The 18052-nt window shown below is 74.8% G+C and carries 13 protein-coding genes, 1 tRNA gene and 1 pseudogene; 8 read left to right on the plus strand and 7 right to left on the minus strand.

Annotated features, from left to right (window positions below; genetic code table 11):
• Positions 1-180 precede the first annotated feature (180 nt).
• The 5 genes from AC067A_RS33320 to AC067A_RS33340 form a co-directional block, all read right to left on the minus strand.
• Positions 181-1047 (minus strand): GNAT family N-acetyltransferase, encoded by an 867-nt coding sequence (locus AC067A_RS33320; protein ID WP_479246781.1) that lies wholly within the window; start codon positions 1045-1047, stop codon positions 181-183.
• A gap of 256 nt (positions 1048-1303) precedes the next feature.
• Entirely contained in the window at positions 1304-2203 is a 900-nt protein-coding gene (locus tag AC067A_RS33325) for a hypothetical protein (RefSeq protein ID WP_479246782.1), read from the minus strand.
• Positions 2200-3219 carry an SPFH domain-containing protein gene (locus tag AC067A_RS33330; protein ID WP_479246784.1) on the minus strand — a complete coding sequence of 340 codons (1020 nt, stop codon included), beginning with the start codon at positions 3217-3219 and terminating at the stop codon, positions 2200-2202. The genes AC067A_RS33325 and AC067A_RS33330 overlap by 4 nt, the downstream gene beginning before the upstream one ends.
• Positions 3220-3326: 107 nt before the next feature.
• A complete protein-coding gene (locus tag AC067A_RS33335; protein WP_479246787.1) occupies positions 3327-4508 on the minus strand; it encodes a DMT family transporter in 1182 nt (393 codons plus the stop codon).
• On the minus strand, positions 4505-5365 hold the full coding sequence (locus AC067A_RS33340; RefSeq protein ID WP_479246789.1) for a phosphatase PAP2 family protein: 861 nt from the start codon (positions 5363-5365) through the stop codon (positions 4505-4507). The genes AC067A_RS33335 and AC067A_RS33340 overlap by 4 nt, the downstream gene beginning before the upstream one ends.
• A 201-nt stretch (positions 5366-5566) precedes the next feature.
• Here AC067A_RS33340 and AC067A_RS33345 point away from each other — a divergent pair, with 201 nt between their 5' ends.
• Entirely contained in the window at positions 5567-6169 is a 603-nt protein-coding gene (locus tag AC067A_RS33345; RefSeq protein WP_479246791.1) for a TetR/AcrR family transcriptional regulator, read from the plus strand.
• Between the two features lie 30 nt (positions 6170-6199).
• Positions 6200-6574, plus strand: a complete 375-nt coding sequence (locus AC067A_RS33350) for a DUF488 domain-containing protein (RefSeq protein WP_479246793.1) — start codon at positions 6200-6202, stop codon at positions 6572-6574.
• Between the two features lie 353 nt (positions 6575-6927).
• Here the strand turns inward: AC067A_RS33350 and AC067A_RS33355 are convergent.
• Positions 6928-7380, minus strand: a pseudogene (locus tag AC067A_RS33355) (DUF309 domain-containing protein); the annotation flags it as partial.
• Positions 7381-7504: 124 nt separating this feature from the next.
• Between AC067A_RS33355 and AC067A_RS33360 the strand changes: the two are divergent.
• The 3 genes from AC067A_RS33360 to AC067A_RS33370 all read left to right on the plus strand — a co-directional run bounded on the left by AC067A_RS33360 (position 7505) and on the right by AC067A_RS33370 (position 10606).
• On the plus strand, positions 7505-7789 hold the full coding sequence (locus tag AC067A_RS33360; RefSeq protein ID WP_479246794.1) for a hypothetical protein: 285 nt from the start codon (positions 7505-7507) through the stop codon (positions 7787-7789).
• Positions 7783-10479, plus strand: a complete 2697-nt coding sequence (locus AC067A_RS33365) for an ATP-binding protein (RefSeq protein WP_479246796.1) — start codon at positions 7783-7785, stop codon at positions 10477-10479. Before AC067A_RS33360 ends, AC067A_RS33365 begins: the two co-directional genes overlap by 7 nt.
• A 53-nt stretch (positions 10480-10532) precedes the next feature.
• Positions 10533-10606 (plus strand) — tRNA-Pro (locus AC067A_RS33370).
• A gap of 32 nt (positions 10607-10638) precedes the next feature.
• On the opposite strand, the gene AC067A_RS33375 is transcribed toward AC067A_RS33370, so the two are convergent.
• Positions 10639-13245: a SpoIIE family protein phosphatase gene (locus tag AC067A_RS33375; protein WP_479246798.1), complete on the minus strand. Its 2607-nt coding sequence runs from the start codon at positions 13243-13245 to the stop codon at positions 10639-10641.
• Between the two features lie 452 nt (positions 13246-13697).
• On the opposite strand from AC067A_RS33375, the gene AC067A_RS33380 reads away from it, so the two are divergent.
• From AC067A_RS33380 to AC067A_RS33390, 3 genes are all read left to right on the plus strand, one after another.
• Positions 13698-16250: a discoidin domain-containing protein gene (locus AC067A_RS33380; RefSeq protein WP_479246800.1), complete on the plus strand. Its 2553-nt coding sequence runs from the start codon at positions 13698-13700 to the stop codon at positions 16248-16250.
• Between the two features lie 438 nt (positions 16251-16688).
• Positions 16689-17279: a TetR/AcrR family transcriptional regulator gene (locus AC067A_RS33385; protein ID WP_479246802.1), complete on the plus strand. Its 591-nt coding sequence runs from the start codon at positions 16689-16691 to the stop codon at positions 17277-17279.
• A gap of 10 nt (positions 17280-17289) precedes the next feature.
• Positions 17290-17913, plus strand: coding sequence for a TetR/AcrR family transcriptional regulator (locus AC067A_RS33390; RefSeq protein WP_479246804.1), 624 nt, complete (start codon positions 17290-17292; stop codon positions 17911-17913).
• Positions 17914-18052: the final 139 nt, after the last annotated feature.

Genomic DNA, 18052 nt, shown 5'->3' on the forward strand with positions numbered 1-18052 from the left:
GCCGCATGTTCGCGCGGCGGGTGGTCGCGCCTGTTCTGATGTGAGCTGAGACGACTTGTCGCGATTCGCTGGAAGTCGTACGCATTCCTGGGGAGATGGTGATGCTCCCGGCGGTAACCGGCCGCCGGGGGCGCGCCCCCCGGGGTGGCGCGTTCCGGAGGGGGCTCACCCCTGGTGAAGTCAGCCCAGTTCGAGGGTGGTGACCCCGAAGACGCGCTCCCGCGGGACGGGACGGACGGGGCCGGTGTACATCCGGGCCGTCTCGAAGGTCGGCTCCAGGCCGCGCTCCAGGGCGAGACGGGAGGCCGCCGGGTTCGCCTCCGGCATGTCCACCGCGATCCGGTCGGAGCCGAAGTCACGCGCCGCCGCGGCGAGGGCGTCGAGCAGGGCGGCCGCGTCGTCGGCGGTGTCGGCGAACAGCGGCCCGACCCGGGCCTCGTCCTGCGCGGGCCGGACCACCCCGTAACCCGTCGGACGCCCGTCGACGACCCGGACCAGCGCCCGGTGGCCCGGCGTCCCGAGCCACGCGGAGAGGAACCGCGGGCGGTCCGCGTGGTGACAGGCGGCGTCGTACGCGGCGAGGGCGGCGGGATCGACCAGCTCGGCGGCGACGACCCCGGCCACCGGACCGCCCGGCGCCGGGACCTCGCCCACGTACCGCGCCGTGCGGTACGCCGTGGTGAACCCCGAGCGGCGGTAGTTGTCCTGCTGCGCCGGCACCCCGTCGAGCCCGACCGACCGCCCGCCGGCGTGCGCGAGCGCGGTCCGCCAGGTGGTCAGGCCGTGGCCCAGGCCGCGGAACCCGGGCCGTACGAGATAGAAGCCGAGGAACGCGTACGCCTCGTCGTAGTTCACCACCGAGATGGCCGACACCGGCTCCCCGTCGACCCGCCCCAGGAAGAAGCCGCCGGGATCCTGCGCGAAGAACGCCGGCGCGTCCGACAGGCCCGGATTCCACCCCTCCTCGGCAGCCCAGGAACGCACGAGGTCCCAGTCCCGCAGCGTTGCGGGGGCGACGGAGAGCGAACCGGTGGAGGCGGGGGTCATGGGATCCCTTCGGCGGCCGGGGAGCGGTCGGACGTGCGGAGACGGGCCAAAGCGCGCCGAGCATAGCGCCGTTCCCGGGGTCGTCCGCCGGACGCCGATCGATTTCGGCCGGGGGTGGTGAGGGCCCGCCGAACGGGCCGCCGCCCGGCCGCCCCGCCCCGCGCCGCTCGGCCGCTCCACCGTGGTGGCGGCGACCGGGGCCGCCGTCCTGTACGGCCGGGAAGACCTGGCGCACGGCACGGGCGCGGTGGCGAGGTCAGCAGACCAGGCGGAGGCGAGGGGTGGCGACGGTGACGTGGACGGTCTGGCCCCAGGTGAGTTCGAGGGCGTCGGACTCGACGCCGTCGCCGAAGGCGACGAGGCGGTCGGACTCGACGGTGAGGCGCAGGCCCTGGCCGGCGGAGAGGAGGCCCTCGACGCGAGTGGTGCCGGTGGTGGGCGACGGCCAGGCCTCGCGGACGAACCAGGCGAGCCGCGCGTCCGAGGGCGCGGGCAGGGCGAGCGCGCTGGACCGCTGCTCCCACAGGGACCGGAGCCAGCCCGTGGCCCCGGTGCCGGTGCCGACCAGGACGCCTGACGAGGCCTGGGACTCCGGCGGCAGGCCGGTGCCGTCGAGCCCGAGCGTGTAGCGGGCGGTCTGGTGGCCGGCCGGGCCGACGTAGATCTCGTTGAGGGCCAGGAGCCGCTGCGCGTCGTCGGTGACGGCCTCGACCATCGTCAGCTCGTCGACGGCCGCGCCGGCCCCCGCCGCGTACGGCAGCAGCCGCCGTGCCTGTGCCGAGCGGTGCCGCACCAGGACGCCGGGGTTGCGCCCCGGGTCGGCGTCGATGCCGACGACGGGCTGGCCGGTCAGGTACTTGGCCGCGTTGGCGACCAGTCCGTCCTGGCCGACCACGACGACGACGTCCTCGGGGCCGAACAGGAACCGGTCCAGGTCGGCGCGTTCCACCCGGGTCTGGCGCCATGTCAGCGGGACCGCGCCCGCCACCTCGGCGAGCGCCCGCCGGGCGCGCTCGTGCCGCTCCCGCACCGCCTCGACCGAGCGGCCGCGCGCGGTGAGGAAGAACGAGGCCTGGCCGTGCGTGCCGTGCCGGGCGAGCAGCTCCTCGTACTCCGTGGTGCGGTGCACGAGCACCGCGCGCGGCGCGAGGCTCACGACCCGGCCCCGGCCCCCGTGCCGCCCTCGCCGAGCCGGGCGAGCAGCCCGGTCAGCACGTCGGGGGAGAGCGTGAGGTGCTCGATCCGGGGGAGGTTCTCGGCGGCGCGGTGCACGGCGAGCGCGCGCAGGGTGGCCGGTGTCGCCTCGGAGTGCGCCCGCAGCCACGCGGACTGCGCTCCGGCGCGCGCCTCGCCGACCTCCCGGGCCGCCTCGGCCTCGGCCCGGGCGAGCCTGACCTTCCGCACGGCCTCGGCCTCGGCCCGCACGGCGTCGGCGGCGGCGTTCTCCTCGGCCTCGCGGCGCGCGTTGGTGCCGCGCTGCTCGACGAGCCGCTCCTCCTGCCGGGCGAGCTCGATCTTGCTGGCGAGCTCGTTCTCGGCGATGGCGCGTTCGCGCTCGACGGCGACCGCGCGGCGCTCGTACGTGGCCCGGTCGGCCTCCTGCTGGATCTGCTCGCGGGCCGGGGTGCGCAGCGCGCGCTCGACCTCCGGCTCGGGGCGGATCGCCACCACCCGGACCGCGACGACCTCGATGCCGGTGGCCGGGAGGCGCGGCTCGGCCGCCAGCCCGGCCGTGATGCGGTCCCGCACCGCCGCGACGCCGTCGACCAGTGCCGCCGCCAGCGCGGTGCGGGCGAGGACGTCGAGGGCGTGCTGCTGCGCGGTCTCGGTGAGCAGGGTGGCGATCTGCTCCAGCGGCGCGCCCCGCCAGGCGCCCGTGTCGGGGTCGATCGAGAAGTCGAGCCGCGCGGCGGCCGTCCCCGGGTCGCCGATCCGGTACGTGACCGTGGCCTGCACGCTGACGTCCTGGAAGTCCGCGGTCCGCGCGTGGAACGCCATCGCGAGCTCCCGGTCGTTCACCGGCACCTCGGACAGCGCCGCGGTCAGCGGCCGGAACCAGAAGCTCAGCCCCTCGCCGTCGTGGACGAGCTTCCCCCGGCGCTGGTGGCGGATGTGTGCGGTGGGCGCTGAGCGCAGATGGCGCCAGCCGGCCCGCCGGGTGATGTCAGCCATGGAACCCCCTTGTCGTCATTTTGACGATAGGGGGTTCCGGTGGTTGTCGTCAAGATGACGAAAGGCGGCGGTCGTCCTGCGACGTCACTCCCGCGGAGGTGTCCGCGTCAGCGGCACGCCACGGGTGACGGGCGGGCCTGCGCGGGGACGGGCGTGGGCGAGGGGATGACGGCGGGCGAGGGGATGACGGAGGGGCCGGGCCCGGGCGTCCCGGCGGGCTCGGCTGCCTGTACGGGTGGGGGCACGAGCGCTGTCAGGGGGACGGCCGTGAGCAGGGGGGAGGGGCCGATAGTGGTCGCGGGGGTGGCCGCGACCAGGGTGGCGGGGTCGTTCGCGGTCGCGGGGGCGACCGCGAGCGGGGTCCCCGCTCCGGACGCGGCGACCGGGGTCGACGTCCCCGCCGCCGGGCCCGCGTCCGTCGCGCCGCCCTTCGTCAGGAGCACCACGCCGCGTGCCGCGACGAGCGAGGCGGCGGCCGCGACGAGCCAGCCCCAGGCGCCGGCCCGGAAGGTCTCGCCGAGCAGGGCGACCCCGATGACGGCGGCCGCGGCCGGGTTGGAGAGGTTGACGACGGCCAGGGGGGCCGCGAGACCGCCGCGGTAGGCGGCCTGGGAGAGGAGGAGGCCGCTCGTGGCGAAGGCCGATATGAGGACGGCGAGCAGCGCCGTCCGCCACCAGACGGGCTCGTCGCCGGGCAGCTCACGGGCGAGCGCGGCCGTGAGGGTCTGGGTGAGCGCGGAAGCGACGCCCGAGGCGATGCCGGAGGCCGTGGCGTGCCCGAGGCCGGACCGCCCGCCGCTGCCGGACGCGCCGCGGGCGGACAGCCGGCCCGAGGCGAGGGTGGCGATCAGGAGCGCGGTCGCGCCCGCGACGGACAGCGACTCGCGCAGGCTGAGCGCCTCGCCGGGCTCCGCCGGGCCGGTCACCGCGACCAGGCCGACGAGGCCGGCCAGGGTCCACAGCGCGCCGCGCCACTCGGTCCTGGTGACCCGGCGGTGGGCGAGGTGCGCGCCCAGCGGGAGCGCCGCCACGAGGGTGAGCGCGCCGAGCGGCTGGACGAGGGTCAGCGGCCCGTAGTGCAGGGCGGCGACGTGCGCGAGCGCGCCGGCGGCGTTGAGGCCGACGGCCCACCACCACTGGCCGCGGGCGAGCAGCGCGCGCAGGGCGCCGCGTCCGTCGTCGGCGGAGGAGGCGGCGAGCCGGGACTGGGCGACGGCGGCGAGCGCGTACCCGGCGGCGGAGACGAGGGAGAGGAGCACCGCGACCACGGTGCCGGCGGCGGGGCTCATCGGAGTGCTCCCGCCGTGAGGGCGGCCTGGCCCAGTGTGCGGTTCACCGGCGGGGGAGGCGCGGTGCTCCGCCGGCCGGGGGCGCGGACGGCCAGGAGCGCGAGGCCGAGGAGCGCGGCGGCGGCGAGCGCGTCGAACCAGTAGTGGTTGGCGGTGCCGACGATGACGAACAGGGTGAGCAGCGGGTGCAGCAGCCACAGGACCCGCAGGCGGGAGCGGGTGGCGGCGATCAGTCCGATGGCGACCATCAGCGCCCAGCCGAAGTGCAGCGACGGCATGGCCGCGAACTGGTTCGCCATCGAGTCCGTCTCCGGCGTCGCGCCGTACACGGACGGCCCGTAGACCCGGGCGGTGTCGACGAGCCCGGACGCGGCGAGCATGCGCGGCGGGGCGAGCGGCAGGAGCAGGTGGAGCGCGAGCGCCGCGCCGGTGAGGAGCGCCAGCACGCGGCGCGACCACAGGTAGTGGGCGGGGCGGCGCCAGTACAGCCAGGCGAGGAAGGCGATGGTGGCCGGGAAGTGCACGGCCGCGTAGTACGTGTTGGCTGCCTTGACCAGCGGCTCGCCGTGCAGCAGCAGCTGCTGGAGTGTCTCCTCGCCCGGCAGGTGGAGCGCCCGCTCGGCGTCCCAGACGCGGTCGGCGTTCCGGAAGGCGCGGGCCTCGTGGCCGTTGGCGAAGAGCCGGCCGAACTTGTAGACGAGGAACAGGGCGGTGACGAGCAGGAGCTCGCGCAGCAGCGGAGGTCTGGCGGGGCCTGCCCCGGGGCGCGACCCGCCGGATCCGTCCGGGCCCCCGGCGCCCGCGTCCTCCCGGTCCTCGGTCCGGTCGTGCCTGGCGGGGCCGGGGGTGGGTGTCATCCCCTGTCCTGCAGGACGTGGTCCTCGTATCCCGCTCAACCCGGCAGCCATCGCGCGGCCCTCTAATCCGTCAATTCGGCAACAAACGGAGTGAGCCTAGATCCGATTTCATCGAGACGCAAGCGTCTCGATACGTTTGCGTCTCGATTGTGCACCCCCTACTCTCGTATGTGCAGAGACAGAGGTGTCCGGGAGGGATCGATGTCCACACAGGCCGCGAGCGCCGCAGCCCGTCGCAGCAAGATCACGCCGGAGCGCGAGACGGAGCTGTACGACGCCGTGCTCTGCCTCCTCCGCGAGGGCGGCTACGACTCGGTGACCATGGAGGGCGTCGCCGCCCGCACCAAGTGCGGCAAGGCCACCCTCTACCGGCAGTGGGGCACCAAGCCGCAGCTGGTCACCGCCGCGCTCGCCCGGCGGCGCTGCACCGTCTTCGCCGGCATCGACACCGGCACCCTCGCCGGCGACCTGCGTGAGGCCGCCCGCATCGCCGCCTCCCACCGCGAGCGCGACGCCGAGCTCATGGAGGCCGTCGCGCAGGCCTTCATCCAGCACCCCGACCTGCGCGCCGCACTCCGCGAGACCGTCATCGCCCCCGAGGTCGCGGCCATCGACGCCGTCATGGCGCGGGCCGTCGAGCGCGGCGAGGTGGCCGCCGACAACCCCGCCATCGGCTTCGTCGCGCCCTGCTTCATGGGCATGCTCCGCGTCGAGCGCCTCTTCGAGGACCGCTTCGCCGACACCTCCACCATGCGGACCTTCGTCGACGCCGTCCTCCTTCCGGCGCTGCGCGTCGCCGGCTGAGTCCGCGTGCCGTCCGGCACGCTGGGCGCCATGCCCGCAAGCACCCCCACCGTCCGCGTCCGCCGCATCTACGACACGCCCTCGCCCGACGACGGCGTACGCGTCCTCGTCGACCGCCTCTGGCCACGCGGGCTCCGCAAGACCGACGCCCACATCGACGAATGGCCCAAGGCGCTCACCCCGTCCACCGGGCTCCGCCACTGGTACCACGGCCCCGACGGCCGGTACGACGAGTTCTGCCGCCGCTACGAGGCCGAACTCGCCGCCCCCGACGCCGCGCTCGCCCTCGACCGTCTGAAGGACCTCGCCTCCCGCGAGACCGTCACCCTCCTCACGGCCGCCAAGGACCCCACCCTCAGCCACACCTCCGTACTCCGGCGAGAGCTCGAACACCCGGGGAATTAGGCCGCGTTCGGCGCGCTCACGGCGGACCGGCCACCCGGATCCCTCTCGCCGCCGTCTCGATCCGGTCCGTGAGGCGACCGGAAGGCGCCCGGCCGCCGGCGGGCCCGTCGAGCAGCCGCACGGTGCCGTCCGGCGGGCCCCGCGTCACCCGGGAGTCAGGCCCGTCCCCGACCGGCGGCCTCGCCGCCGTCCCGGAGCAGGCGCGGTGCCTCGGCGACGGGGTCGAGGCCCGCGGCCGGGGTGCCGGTCGTGGTCTCGGCGCCGTCCGTGGTCTCGGCGCCGTCCGTGGGGGCGTCCGCCGCCGACCCGCCCTGCACGGGGGTGCCGGCAGCCGTCGTGTCGTCGGCGCCCGCCGGGCCGGCCTCGGCGCGGGCCGCCAACTCCCTTGCCCACGCCACGATTCCCCCGGTGTCGATCCCGTAAGCGTCGGCCCGCGGAGCCGCGTCCGCGAGACGGGCCGCGCCCCGGCGCAGCAGCCGGGCGCCACCGGCCGTGTTCCCCCGGGCGGCGTGGGTCAGGCCCACGGCGAGCTGGGCCAGACCCTGCCAGAGGTCGCGTTCCGTCTCGGGGCCCGACTTCCAGGCGTCCTCGAATACCTCGTGCGCGTGGAACGGCATGCCGGCGTCCAGGAGCCGCTGCGCCTCGCGGAGGGTCTCCGCCGGTCCGCGCACGACCCCCTCGGGCTGCCGGGGCACGCCCTGGGCGCCGTACGGCAGCGGTCGTCCGAGTCCGTCGCGGGGGCGGGCGCTCCGGGCCCGCCCCGCCGCGTCGCGATCCCTGCCGTCGTCACTCGCTGTCCGGTTCACCCCTCCATTGTGGCCCTCGCGACGATCAGGAACGCTAGGCTCGTCCGTCCAGCAACGGGACCGGCCCGCGTGGACCGCGCGGGCCGTGTCAGGCCGGACGTTCGTGTGGGGGAGTGAGTCGCCGGTGCCGTCGGAACCCGAACAACAGCCGCCCGCAACGCCGTTCACCGACATCGCCGGGCCGGGCCCGGTCCGCTCCGCCCCCGGCGGGCCGCGGCCGGCCGTGCTGCTGGAACGCGACCCGGAGCTCGCCGCGGCGGCGCACGCCGTCGACGCACTCGTCGCCGGTGCGGCGGCGGACGGCCCGGGACGCGGCGGGATACTCGTCTTCCGGGGCGAACCGGGCATCGGCAAGACGGCCCTGCTCGCCGCGGTCCACCGCGCCGCGGGGACCGCTGCACCGTGCTGACCGCCCGCGGCGGCGAGACCCTCGCCTCGGTCCCCTTCCACCTCACCAGGCAACTGCTCCAGCCCGCCCTCGACGGGTTCGGCCCCGAAGACGTCGGCGACCTGCTCGGGGATCACCGCGACCTCCTGGCCCCGGCACTCGGCATCGCCCCACCGGTCTCGCCCTCCGCCGCGCCCCCTGACCCGCAGGGCGTGCGGGACGGCCTGGCCGGACTCCTCGGCCGCCTCGCGGACCGGCTGCGGGACAGGCCGCCGGTGCTGCTCGTGGACGACGCCCACTGGGCCGACGCCGAGTCCCTGGCCTGGCTGGACGCGTTCACCAGGGGCGGGCGGGACCGGCGACTGCCGGTCCTCGTCGTCCTCGCCCACCGCCCGCCGGCGCCGCGGCCCGATCGCCTCCCGGCGCCGAAGCCCCAGCACCCCGGGGCGTCGCAGCCCGACCGGCCGGAGGCGGCGGCGATCCTGGCGGCCCTCGCCGACCGCGCCGTCCTGACCTTCGGCCTGCACGCCCTCACCCCCGGCGCCACCGCCGCCCTCGCCCGCGACACCCTCGGCGGCCACGCCGACGAGCCGTTCTGCCGCGAACTGTGGACCGTGACCTCGGGCAACCCGTACGAGACGGTCGAACTCCTCGCCAAGGCCCGCGACCGGATGCTCGAACCCGTCGCCGGCTCCGCCGCGCTCCTCCGCGACCTCGGCACCGGCGCCCGGGGCGGCGGCCTCGTCGCCCGCCTCGAAGCCCTCGGCCCCGGCCCCACCCGCCTCGCCTGGGCGATCGCCGTCCTCGGCGCCGACAGCACCCCGCCCCTCCTCGCCGCCCTCACCGGCATGAAGACCGCCGAGGTCACCGCCCACACCGCACGACTCCGCCGGGCGAGAATCATCACCCCGGCACCCCCGACACCCCCGGCACCCCCGACACCCCCGGCACCCCCGACACCCCCGGCACCCCCGGCGCCCCCGGCACCTCCTGCGTCCCCGGCGGTCTTCAGCGGCCGGCCCAACCGGCCAGACCGGCCAGACCAGGGCGACCAGGGCGACCAGGGAAACCATGGAGACCCGCACCTTCCCCTGGAGTTCGCGCATCCCCTCATCGCGACCGCCGTCTACGGTTCGGTGCCGGCGGCCGTGCGGACCGCGCTGCACGGCCGCGCCGCGTGGGCGCTCGACGGAGTGGGGCAGGGGGCCGCCGCGGTGTCACGCCACCTCCTGGAGGTGCATCCGGACGAGGACGAGGACGTCGTGCGGCGGCTGCGGGCCGCCGCGGGGGAGTACCTCGCCGTGGGGGCGCCGGACGCGGCGCGGCGCTGTCTGGAGCGCGCGCTCGCGGAACCGCCGCGACCGGAGACGTACGCCCGGGTCCTCCACGAGCTCGGCTGCGCGTCGCTGCTGACGTCACCGGGGGCGACGGTGCGTCATCTGCGGTCGGCGCTCGACCTGCCCGGCCTCGACGACGCGTTGAGGATCGACGCCACGTACCGGCTGGCGCAGGCGCTCGCCCACGACAACCGGCTCCAGGAGGCGGCGCGGACCGTGGAGGCCGAAGCACGCCGCACACCGCCCGGGACCGGGCGGCGGCGGCTCCAGGCGGCGCACTTCATGTACGAGGGCTTCCAGGCGGCGGAGGAGGACGGCCCGGCCCGCTCCCGCCGCCTCGCCGATCTCACCGCGGGATTCACCGGCGCCGACGACTCCGAGCGGGCGCTCGTCGCCGTGCGGGCCTTCGACGCGATGCTGCGGGGTGAGCCGGCGGCCGAGGTCGTACGGCTCTGCGACCGGGCGCTCGTCGACGGCGTACCCGCCCGCGGGCTCGGCTGGACCGACCTGACCTGGGGTTTCGAGATTCCGGCCCTCACCGGCATCGCGTACGTCTTCGCGGACCGGCCCGACCGGGGCGAGGCCCTGTTCACCGAGGCCGTCCGCGCCTTCGAGATCTCCGGGTGGAGCGGCGCCCACCTGGCCTTCGCCCACGCCCTCCTGGGCTTGGTGCACCGGCGCCGCGGACGACTGGTCAGCGCGCAGCGGTACCTGGAGGAGGGGCTGCGCCTCGCCGACCGCGTCGGCGACGGGCTGCCCGTGCACTGGGACACCGCCTGCCTCCTCGTCGACACCCTCCTCGCGCGCGGCCGCACCGGGGAGGCGCGGGCCGTGGCCGACCGGTACTCCTTCGGCCCGCCCTGGCCGGGCGCGATCGTGCTCCCGGACGGCCCCAGCGTCCTCGGGCGGCTGCTGCTCGCCGAGGGCCGCCGCGAGGAGGCGGTCGACACGCTCGAAGGGGCAGCCGAGGCCCTGACCGGCCGGGGCCGGCACCACGTCGTCTGGGCGCCGTGGCCCTTCGACCTGGCCCGCGCCCTCGCCCCCACGGATCCGGACCGCGCCGCCCGGATCGCCGCGGAGGCGTACGCCCGCGCGGAACGGCTCGGCTCCTCCACCGCGCTCGGCGAGGCCCTCCGCTGTCTCGCCCTCCTCTCCGACCCGCCCGAGTCCGCACGCCTCCTGACCCGGGCCGTCGGTCACCTCGCCGCCTCGCCCTCCCGCTACGAGGAAGCCCTCGCCCGCCTCGACCTGGGCCACGCCACCGGCCACCCCGCCACCCTCGCCCGAGCCGCCGCCCTCGCCGCCACCTGCGGAGCCGACCGGCCGCCCGCGCGACCGGTGACTACCCGTGCGTCATCCCACCCCCGCGAGTGAGGTAATGTCTTCCCTGCACGCCGACGCGGGGGAAACCCCACGAAGACGGGCACCGGGACGTGGCGCAGCTTGGTAGCGCACTTGACTGGGGGTCAAGGGGTCGCAGGTTCAAATCCTGTCGTCCCGACTGTGCGGAAACGCAGGTCGGAGGCCGTTCTCTCATCCGTGAGAGGGCGGCTTTTCGTGCGTCCGGCCGGTGGCGGGCAGGACCTGTTCGGCCCAGATGACCTTGCCTTCCGGCGTGTACCGAGTGCCCCAGTGCTCGCTGATCTGTGCCACCAGGAACAGTCCGCGGCCTCCCTCGTCCATGCCGGCCGCGTACCGCAGGTGCGGGGCGGTACTGCTGCTGTCCCACACCTCGCAGGTCAGGGTGCGATCGCGCAGAAGACGCACGTGGACCGGCGCCGCGCCGTACCTTATGGCGTTGGTGATGAGCTCGCTGAGGATCAGTTCCGTGCTGAAGGCGAGTTCCTCCAGGCCCCACTCCTCGAGCTGCTCGGCCGCGCGGCTGCGCATGGCGCCGACCTCGCTCGGGTCGAACGGAACGTCCCAGTGGGCGACCCGGCCGGGCCCCAGGATGCGTGTGCGGGCGATGAGCAGTGCGATGTCGTCGGACGGCTGACTGGGGAGCAGGGCGTCGAGTACGGCGCGGAGGCTGGCGTCCGGGTCCCGGTCGGGGTGGCTCAGTGCCGTACGCAGCCTCTCCACGCCCTCTGCGATGTCCCGGCTCCGCTCCTCGACCAGCCCGTCGGTGTACAGGACGAGCTGACTGCCCTCCTCCAGGCGCAGTTCCATGGTCTCGAACGGCATGCCTCCCAGCCCCAGCGGGGGGCCGGCCGGCAGTTCCGAGATCGTCGTCGTGCCGTCCGGGGCGACCACGAGCGGTGGCATGTGTCCGGCCCGTGCCATGGTGCAGTTCTGGGAGACCGGGTCGTAGACGGCATACAGGCAGGTCGCTCCCAGGACGCTGCCCTCGGGGGCGGTGCTGTCGCCTTCCTGGTCCATGCGCTGGATGAGGTTGTCGAGACGGGCGAGGAGTTCGTCGGGCGGAAGGTCCAGGGAGGAGAAGTTGTGCACGGCCGTGCGCAGCCGTCCCATGGTGGCGGCGGCGTGCAGGCCGTGCCCGACGACGTCTCCGACGACGAGCCCGACGCGGCTTCCCGGCAGCGGGATCACGTCGAACCAGTCCCCGCCCACTCCGGACTGGGCGGGCTGGTAGAAATGCGCGACGTCCACGGCACTCTGCTCGGGCAGATCCTGTGGCAGCAGGCTGCGCTGGAGCGTCACGGCGAGATGGTGTTCGCGCGTGTAGCGGCGGGCGTTGTCCATGCTGACCGCGGCGCGGCCGACGAGCTCCTCCGCCAAGGACAGGTCGTCCTCGTCGAACGGTTCCGGCTTCTGCGACCGCCAGAAGTTGACCACCCCGAGCACGGCGCCCCTGGCCTTCAGCGGAGCGGCGATGAGCGAGTGGATCCCGTAGTCGACGATCGCCGATGTCCGGCGCGGGTCCTGGGCGTGCCAGCCCGGCGCGTCACGCAGGTCGGGTACGAGTTCGACCGCGCCTGTGCCGTAACCGCGGGCCTGCGGTGTGGACGGCAGGAAGTCGATCAGACTGCCGAGCGGGTACAGCGGGTGATCGGAGCGGATGCCGTTGACCGCCGTGCGCCGCATGTCGGCGCCCGGGCCGGGTTCGTCGCCGTTCAGCACCGGGTCGGCCAGGTCGACCGTCACGAAGTCCGCGAACCGGGGGACGGCGACGGCGGCCAGTTCCTCGGCGGTCCGCACCACGTCGAGCGTGGTGCCGATGTCACCCCCGGCGTCGTAGAGCAGCTTGAGCCGTCTGCGGGCCGTTTCCGCCCGGCTGCTCAGGAGCCGCATCTCGGTGGAGTCGCGGATGGTGACCGCCGAGCCCTGCGGGCGGCCCCCGGGTCGGGTGGGCCGCTGGTTGACGACGAGCAGCCGGTCCCCGGCCTCCAGCACCTCGTCGGTGGCGATCCGGCCGGACAGCAGCAGGTCCGCCATCCGGCGGTCCATGCCGACCTCGTCGACGGGGCGTCCTTCGGCGTCGTCCGGCAGGTCGAGCAGCCTTCCGGCCTCGTCGTTCGCCAGGAGCAGTCGTCCTTCTCCGTCGGTGATCAGCACCCCCTCGCGGACGGCGTGGAGCACCGCGTCGTGGTGCTCGTACATGCGGGTCATCTCCTGCGTGCCGAGCCCGTGGGTCTGGCGGCGGAGTCTTCGGCTGATCAGTGCCGTGCCGACGGTGGCCAGTGCCAGGCCGCCGGCGATGGACAGGAGGATGACCGGAAGCTGTCGGTTGGCGATGCCGGTCACGCTCTTCACCGTCAGACCCGCCGAGACGAGGGCGACGACATCGCCTTCGGGCGAGTCGACCGGCACGATCGCCTGGATCTCCTTGCCGAGCGGCCCCTGCACGCTCTCGGTGTGCACCCGGCCGGCGAGCGAGGGCTCGATCGTGCCGACGAACCGCTCGCCGATGCGATCGGGCTGAGGGTGGCTGTAACGGATGCCGTGGGTGTCCATCACCACGATGAAGTCCACTCCTGCGGCCTTGCGGGTCTCCTCGGCGAGAGGCTGCAGAACCGAGGACGGGTCCGGCGTCTTCAGCGCTTCCCGTAGGTCCGGGGACTTCGCGAAGGTCTGCGCCACGGAGACCGACCGGTTGCGTGCCTCTCGGTCGATGTCGTGCCGCGACTGCAACACCAGGGCCAGCAGGGCCCCGGCGGCGAGCAGCACCACGATCGCCACCTGAAGGACGAAGACCTGCCCGGCGACGCTTCCGAATCTTCTGCCTAGGCTCGACCGCACCGGTACGCCGGCCACGAGGGACAAGACGGGCTCACAACCCCAGTTGTAACACCTCCCCGCGGCCAGGTCCTCCGGTGCTCACCGTACGCGTCGGGGTCGCCTCACAGGGTCTCCGCTCCCGAGGGGCCGCGGGGACGCCGCGGCCCGGCCCGGGGCCGTCACTGGACATCACCTCTTCCTGTACGGCAGTCGCTCCGGGCGGATCGCGACGGCCGAGGCCTTGTCGTGCTGCTGGACGACGACAGAACCGCCTCAGGCCACCGCGTCGGACCGGCGACCGCGGCCCCGACCGCCGGATTCGCGCCAACTCGTCTGTTCGTCGCCGGAGTTGAATCGTCCGGACCTATCTTCTAGGAGCGCGTAGTGGTTCACGATTCGCCCAGGAGGCCCGATTGCTGCCCAGACGTGTCCGCGCGTACGCCGGGGCGTTCCGCCGCTCCCCTCTTCTCATAGCCTTCGCCCTGGGTTCGCTGCTCGTCGGGCTCACCCCCTGGCTGGGGATGGCGAGCCCGGGGCCGGGGGGCCACGGCCCGACGCACCGGCCGGCACCGGGGGCTTTCGAGCGGCAGACGGCGAAGCGGTCGCCGCATCACGGGGTGGCCCCGGCGAACGCCATGGAGCCGACGGCGCCCGTGCTCGACCGGACCGGATGGACCGCCGCGGCGAGCGACGAGGAGACCGTCGGCGAGAACGGGCGTGCGGCCAACGTCCTGGACGGTGACACGGCCACCATCTGGCACAGCAGGTGGGCGGGGACCCCAGCGCCCCTGCCGCACAGCATCACCGTGGACATGCACCGCACGGCGGTGGTCTCGGCGCTCGTGTACAGGCCCCGGGTCAGCGGGGCCAACGGGCGCGTGGGCGAGTACCGGATCAGCCTGAGCGCCGACGGCCTGAACTGGGGCAGTCCGGTCGCCACCGGCACCCTCGCCGACGACGGCAGCGCCAAGACCCTCGGATTCGCCCCGCAGGGCGCGCGGTTCGTCCGGCTCACCGCCGTCACCGAGGCCGGCAACCGGGGCCCGTGGAGCTCCGCCGCGGAGCTCCACCTCCTCGGCGACCCCGGAACCCCGGCGGCCACCGTCGACCTGCCCCGGACCGGATGGACGGCCACGGCGAGCGACGAGGAGACCCTCAAGGAGAACGGCCGCGCGGCCAACGTCCTCGACGGCGACGCCGCCACCCTGTGGCACAGCAGGTGGTCGGGGACCGCGGCTCCGCTGCCGCACGGCATCACCGTCGACATGCACCGCACGGCAGCCGTCTCCGCCCTGGTCTACCAGCCCCGCAAGGACGGCATCAACGGGCGCGCGGGCGCGTACACCGTCACCACGAGCACCGACGGCGCCACCTTCGGCGCACCCGTCGCCGCGGGCACCTGGCGCGACGACGACACCGTCAAGACCGCCACCTTCACCCGCGTCGTCAGCGCCCGCTACATACGCCTGACCGTGACCGGCGAGGCCGGCAACCGCGGGCCGTGGACCTCCGCCGCCGAGATACGCCTGAGCGGACCGGCCGACCCCGCCACCCACGGCTCGTGGAGCCGGATCACCGGCTTCCCGCTGGTGCCGGTGGCCACCGCCGTCCTGCCGGGCGACAAACTCCTGGCCTGGTCGGCGTACGCGGTCGACCGCTTCGGCGGCAGCAACGGCTACACCCAGACCGCGATCCTGGACCTGAGGACGGGCAGGGTCACCCAGCGCCGCATCGACAACACCGGCCACGACATGTTCTGCCCGGGCATAGCGATGCTCGCCGACGGCCGGGTCCTGGTCACCGGTGGCAGCAACGCCGAGAAGGCGAGCATCTACGACCCCGCCACCGACGCCTGGTCCGCGACCACCAGCATGAACATCGCCCGCGGCTACCAGGCGATGACCCTGCTCTCCACCGGCGAGGCCTTCGTCCTCGGCGGATCCTGGAGCGGCGCCACGGGCGACAGGGCCGGCGAGGTCTGGTCCCCGGACACCCGCACCTGGCGCAAGCTCCCCGGCGTCCCCGCCGCACCGGCGCTGACGGCCGACCCCCGCGGCCCCTACCGCGCCGACAACCACATGTGGCTGCACGCCACCTCGGGCGGCAAGGTGCTCCAGCTGGGCCCGAGCAAGCGGATGAACTGGATCACGACCGGCGGGAACGGCAGCATCACCTCCGCCGGCACCCGGGCCGACAGCCAGGACGCCATGACCGGCAACGCCGTCGCCTACGACGTCGGCAAGCTGCTCACCCTGGGCGGTTCGCCCGCGTACGAGAACACCCCCGCCACCCGGCGCGCGTACACCGTGAGCATCGACGGCGACCAGGTCTCGTCCGCGCGCACGGGCGACATGGGCAACGCCCGCGCCTTCGGCAACAGCGTCGTCCTGCCCGACGGCAAGGTCGCCGTCTTCGGCGGGCAGGAGTACCCCGTGCCGTTCAGCGACGCCACGTCCGTGCTGACCCCCGAGCTGTGGGACCCGGCGACCGGACGCTTCACCCCGCTCGCCACGATGGCCGTCCCGCGCAACTACCACAGCGTGGCGAACCTGCTGCCCGACGGGCGGGTCTTCTCCGGCGGCGGCGGCCTGTGCGGCGACTGCGCCACCAACCACGCCGACGGCGCCGTGTTCACACCGCCGTACCTGCTCAACGCGGACGGCTCGCCCAAGCCGCGCCCCGTCATCACCGGCGGCGTACCGCCCCGGGCCGCCGCCGGCACCACGCTCACCGTCGGCACCGAGGGGCCGGTCGCCTCCTTCGTCCTGATGCGGGCCGCGGCCTCCACCCACTCCACGGACAACGACCAGCGACGGGTCCCGCTGACGTCCACGGCCGCGGGCACCGGCTCGTACACGGTGTCCGTCCCGGCCGACAAGGGCGCCGTCCTGCCGGGCACCTACATGCTCTTCGCCCTCGACGCCCACGGGGTGCCGAGCACCGCCCGCTTCCTCACCGTCTCCTGACGGTGCGACAGGGCCCTCCACCCCTGGCCGGCAGCACTCGCCGAGGCCCGGCGCCCTCCGGGGTGCCGGGCCTCGGCGCCGACCCGCGTCGGTGCTTCCGCCGCACGATCCCGACGCCGGGACCGGTGTCCTGTACCGGACGCCGAGCGAGTGCGCCGGTCTTCCGCCGGCCGGGGTCAAGGGCCGGATCGTCGCGTCCGGGCTCCCCTCCGGCGCGCGACGGCGCGGCGCTCCTGCCGGTCCAGGGCCACGCCCTGATCTGCGAGGTGTCGGACAGCCGCGAGACCTCGCCGCACCTGCGCCGTACTCGGCGACTGACCTCGGAGGGCGACGGCGCGCTCATCCCGTCATTCGATGATCTTGTACACCTCTGACTGATATTCTCGACTCATGGTCGGGAATTCGGTGGCATCACAGGCGCCTTCACGCCCGGCGCCCGTGCAGCGCCGCGGCCTGAAGCGTGTGCAGGCGATCCTGGACGCCGCCGACGAGATCCTGGCGGAGGAGGGGTACGAGGCCTCCACCCTCGGCGCCATCGGCAAGCGCGCCGGCATCCCCACCGCCTCCGTCTACCACTACTTCGCCGACCGCAACCAGGTCGACGCCGCCCTCGTGCTGCGCCACGGCGAGGACATCGACCGACTCGTCGCGGACGCGGTGGACGACCCCGCGCTCGGCACCCTGCGCGAGGTCGTCGACGCGCTGATCGACCCGCAGCTCGCCTACGTCCGCGCGCACCCCAGCATGGTGGAGCTCTGGTACGCCCCGGGCCGCAGCCCGATGCTCGTGGAGCTCGAGGAGGCCTGGGGCAAGGCGCAGGCCGAGCGGCTCCGGCGCCATCTGGTCGAGCGCGAGCTGGTCGCCACCGACACTCCCCGGCTCGCCGTCGAGGTCGCCTACGAGGCGGCCGACCGGGTCTTCGGCATGGCCTTCAAGGGGTCCAGGACCGGCGACGAGGCGACGATCGACGAGGCGCGGCGCCTCATGGCCGCCTACCTCGAGACGTACGCTCCGAAGCGCCGCCGCTAGGAGACCGGTCGTGTCCGCACCCGAGGGACGCCGGAGGGGCCGGCCGCCGGCGACCGTCAACGGCCGTACGGTTCCTGAGCGCTTGCTGGACGCGGCCCTGCGGCTCTTCGCGGAGAAGGGCTTCGACGGGACGTCGGTCCAGGACGTGGTGCGCGCCGCGGGTGTCACCAAGGGCGCCATGTACCACTACTTCCCCTCCAAGGACGACCTGCTCCACGAGATCTACCTCCGGGTGCTGCGGATGCAGACGGAGCGGCTCGACGCCGTGGTGGCGCAGGACCTGCCGGTGGCGGAGCGCGTCCACGCGGCGGTGGCCGACGTCGTCGTGACGACCATCGAGAACATCGAGAGCGCCACGATCTTCTTCCGTTCGCTGCACCAGCTCGCGGAGGAGAACCAGCGGGAGGTGCGGCGGGAGCGCCGCCGCTACCACGAGACCTTCCGGGCCCTCGTCGTGGAGGGGCAGCGCGAGGGCGTGTTCCGCGACGACGTCAGCGCGGAGCTGGCCGTCGACTACTGCTTCGGTTCGGTGCACCACCTCCCGATGTGGTGGCGCCCCGACGGCGCCTCCTCGGCGGCCGACGTCGCCCGTACCTTCGCCGACCTGTTCGTCGCGGGCATCGCGACCCGCTGACCCCGCCCGCACCTTCGCCGCGGCGGCGCTTCGCGCTGCCCGGGCGCGGCGCGTCAGGCCGACCCGGTCGCCGTCGTCGGCCCGGGTCCACCGCCCACCATCGCGCCGTTCCGCCGTGCGCGCACCATGACGTAGGTCA

Source organism: Streptomyces sp. NPDC043176 (assembly GCF_056436715.1).

Coding starts and splice junctions, on each gene's coding strand:
- AC067A_RS33345 (WP_479246791.1), top strand. CDS start 5,567: ATGTCCACACAGGCCGCGAGCGCCGCAGCCCGTCGCAGCAAGATCACG.
- AC067A_RS33330 (WP_479246784.1), bottom strand. CDS start 3,219: ATGGCTGACATCACCCGGCGGGCCGGCTGGCGCCATCTGCGCTCAGCG.
- AC067A_RS33350 (WP_479246793.1), top strand. CDS start 6,200: ATGCCCGCAAGCACCCCCACCGTCCGCGTCCGCCGCATCTACGACACG.
- AC067A_RS33340 (WP_479246789.1), bottom strand. CDS start 5,365: ATGACACCCACCCCCGGCCCCGCCAGGCACGACCGGACCGAGGACCGG.
- AC067A_RS33335 (WP_479246787.1), bottom strand. CDS start 4,508: ATGAGCCCCGCCGCCGGCACCGTGGTCGCGGTGCTCCTCTCCCTCGTC.
- AC067A_RS33320 (WP_479246781.1), bottom strand. CDS start 1,047: ATGACCCCCGCCTCCACCGGTTCGCTCTCCGTCGCCCCCGCAACGCTG.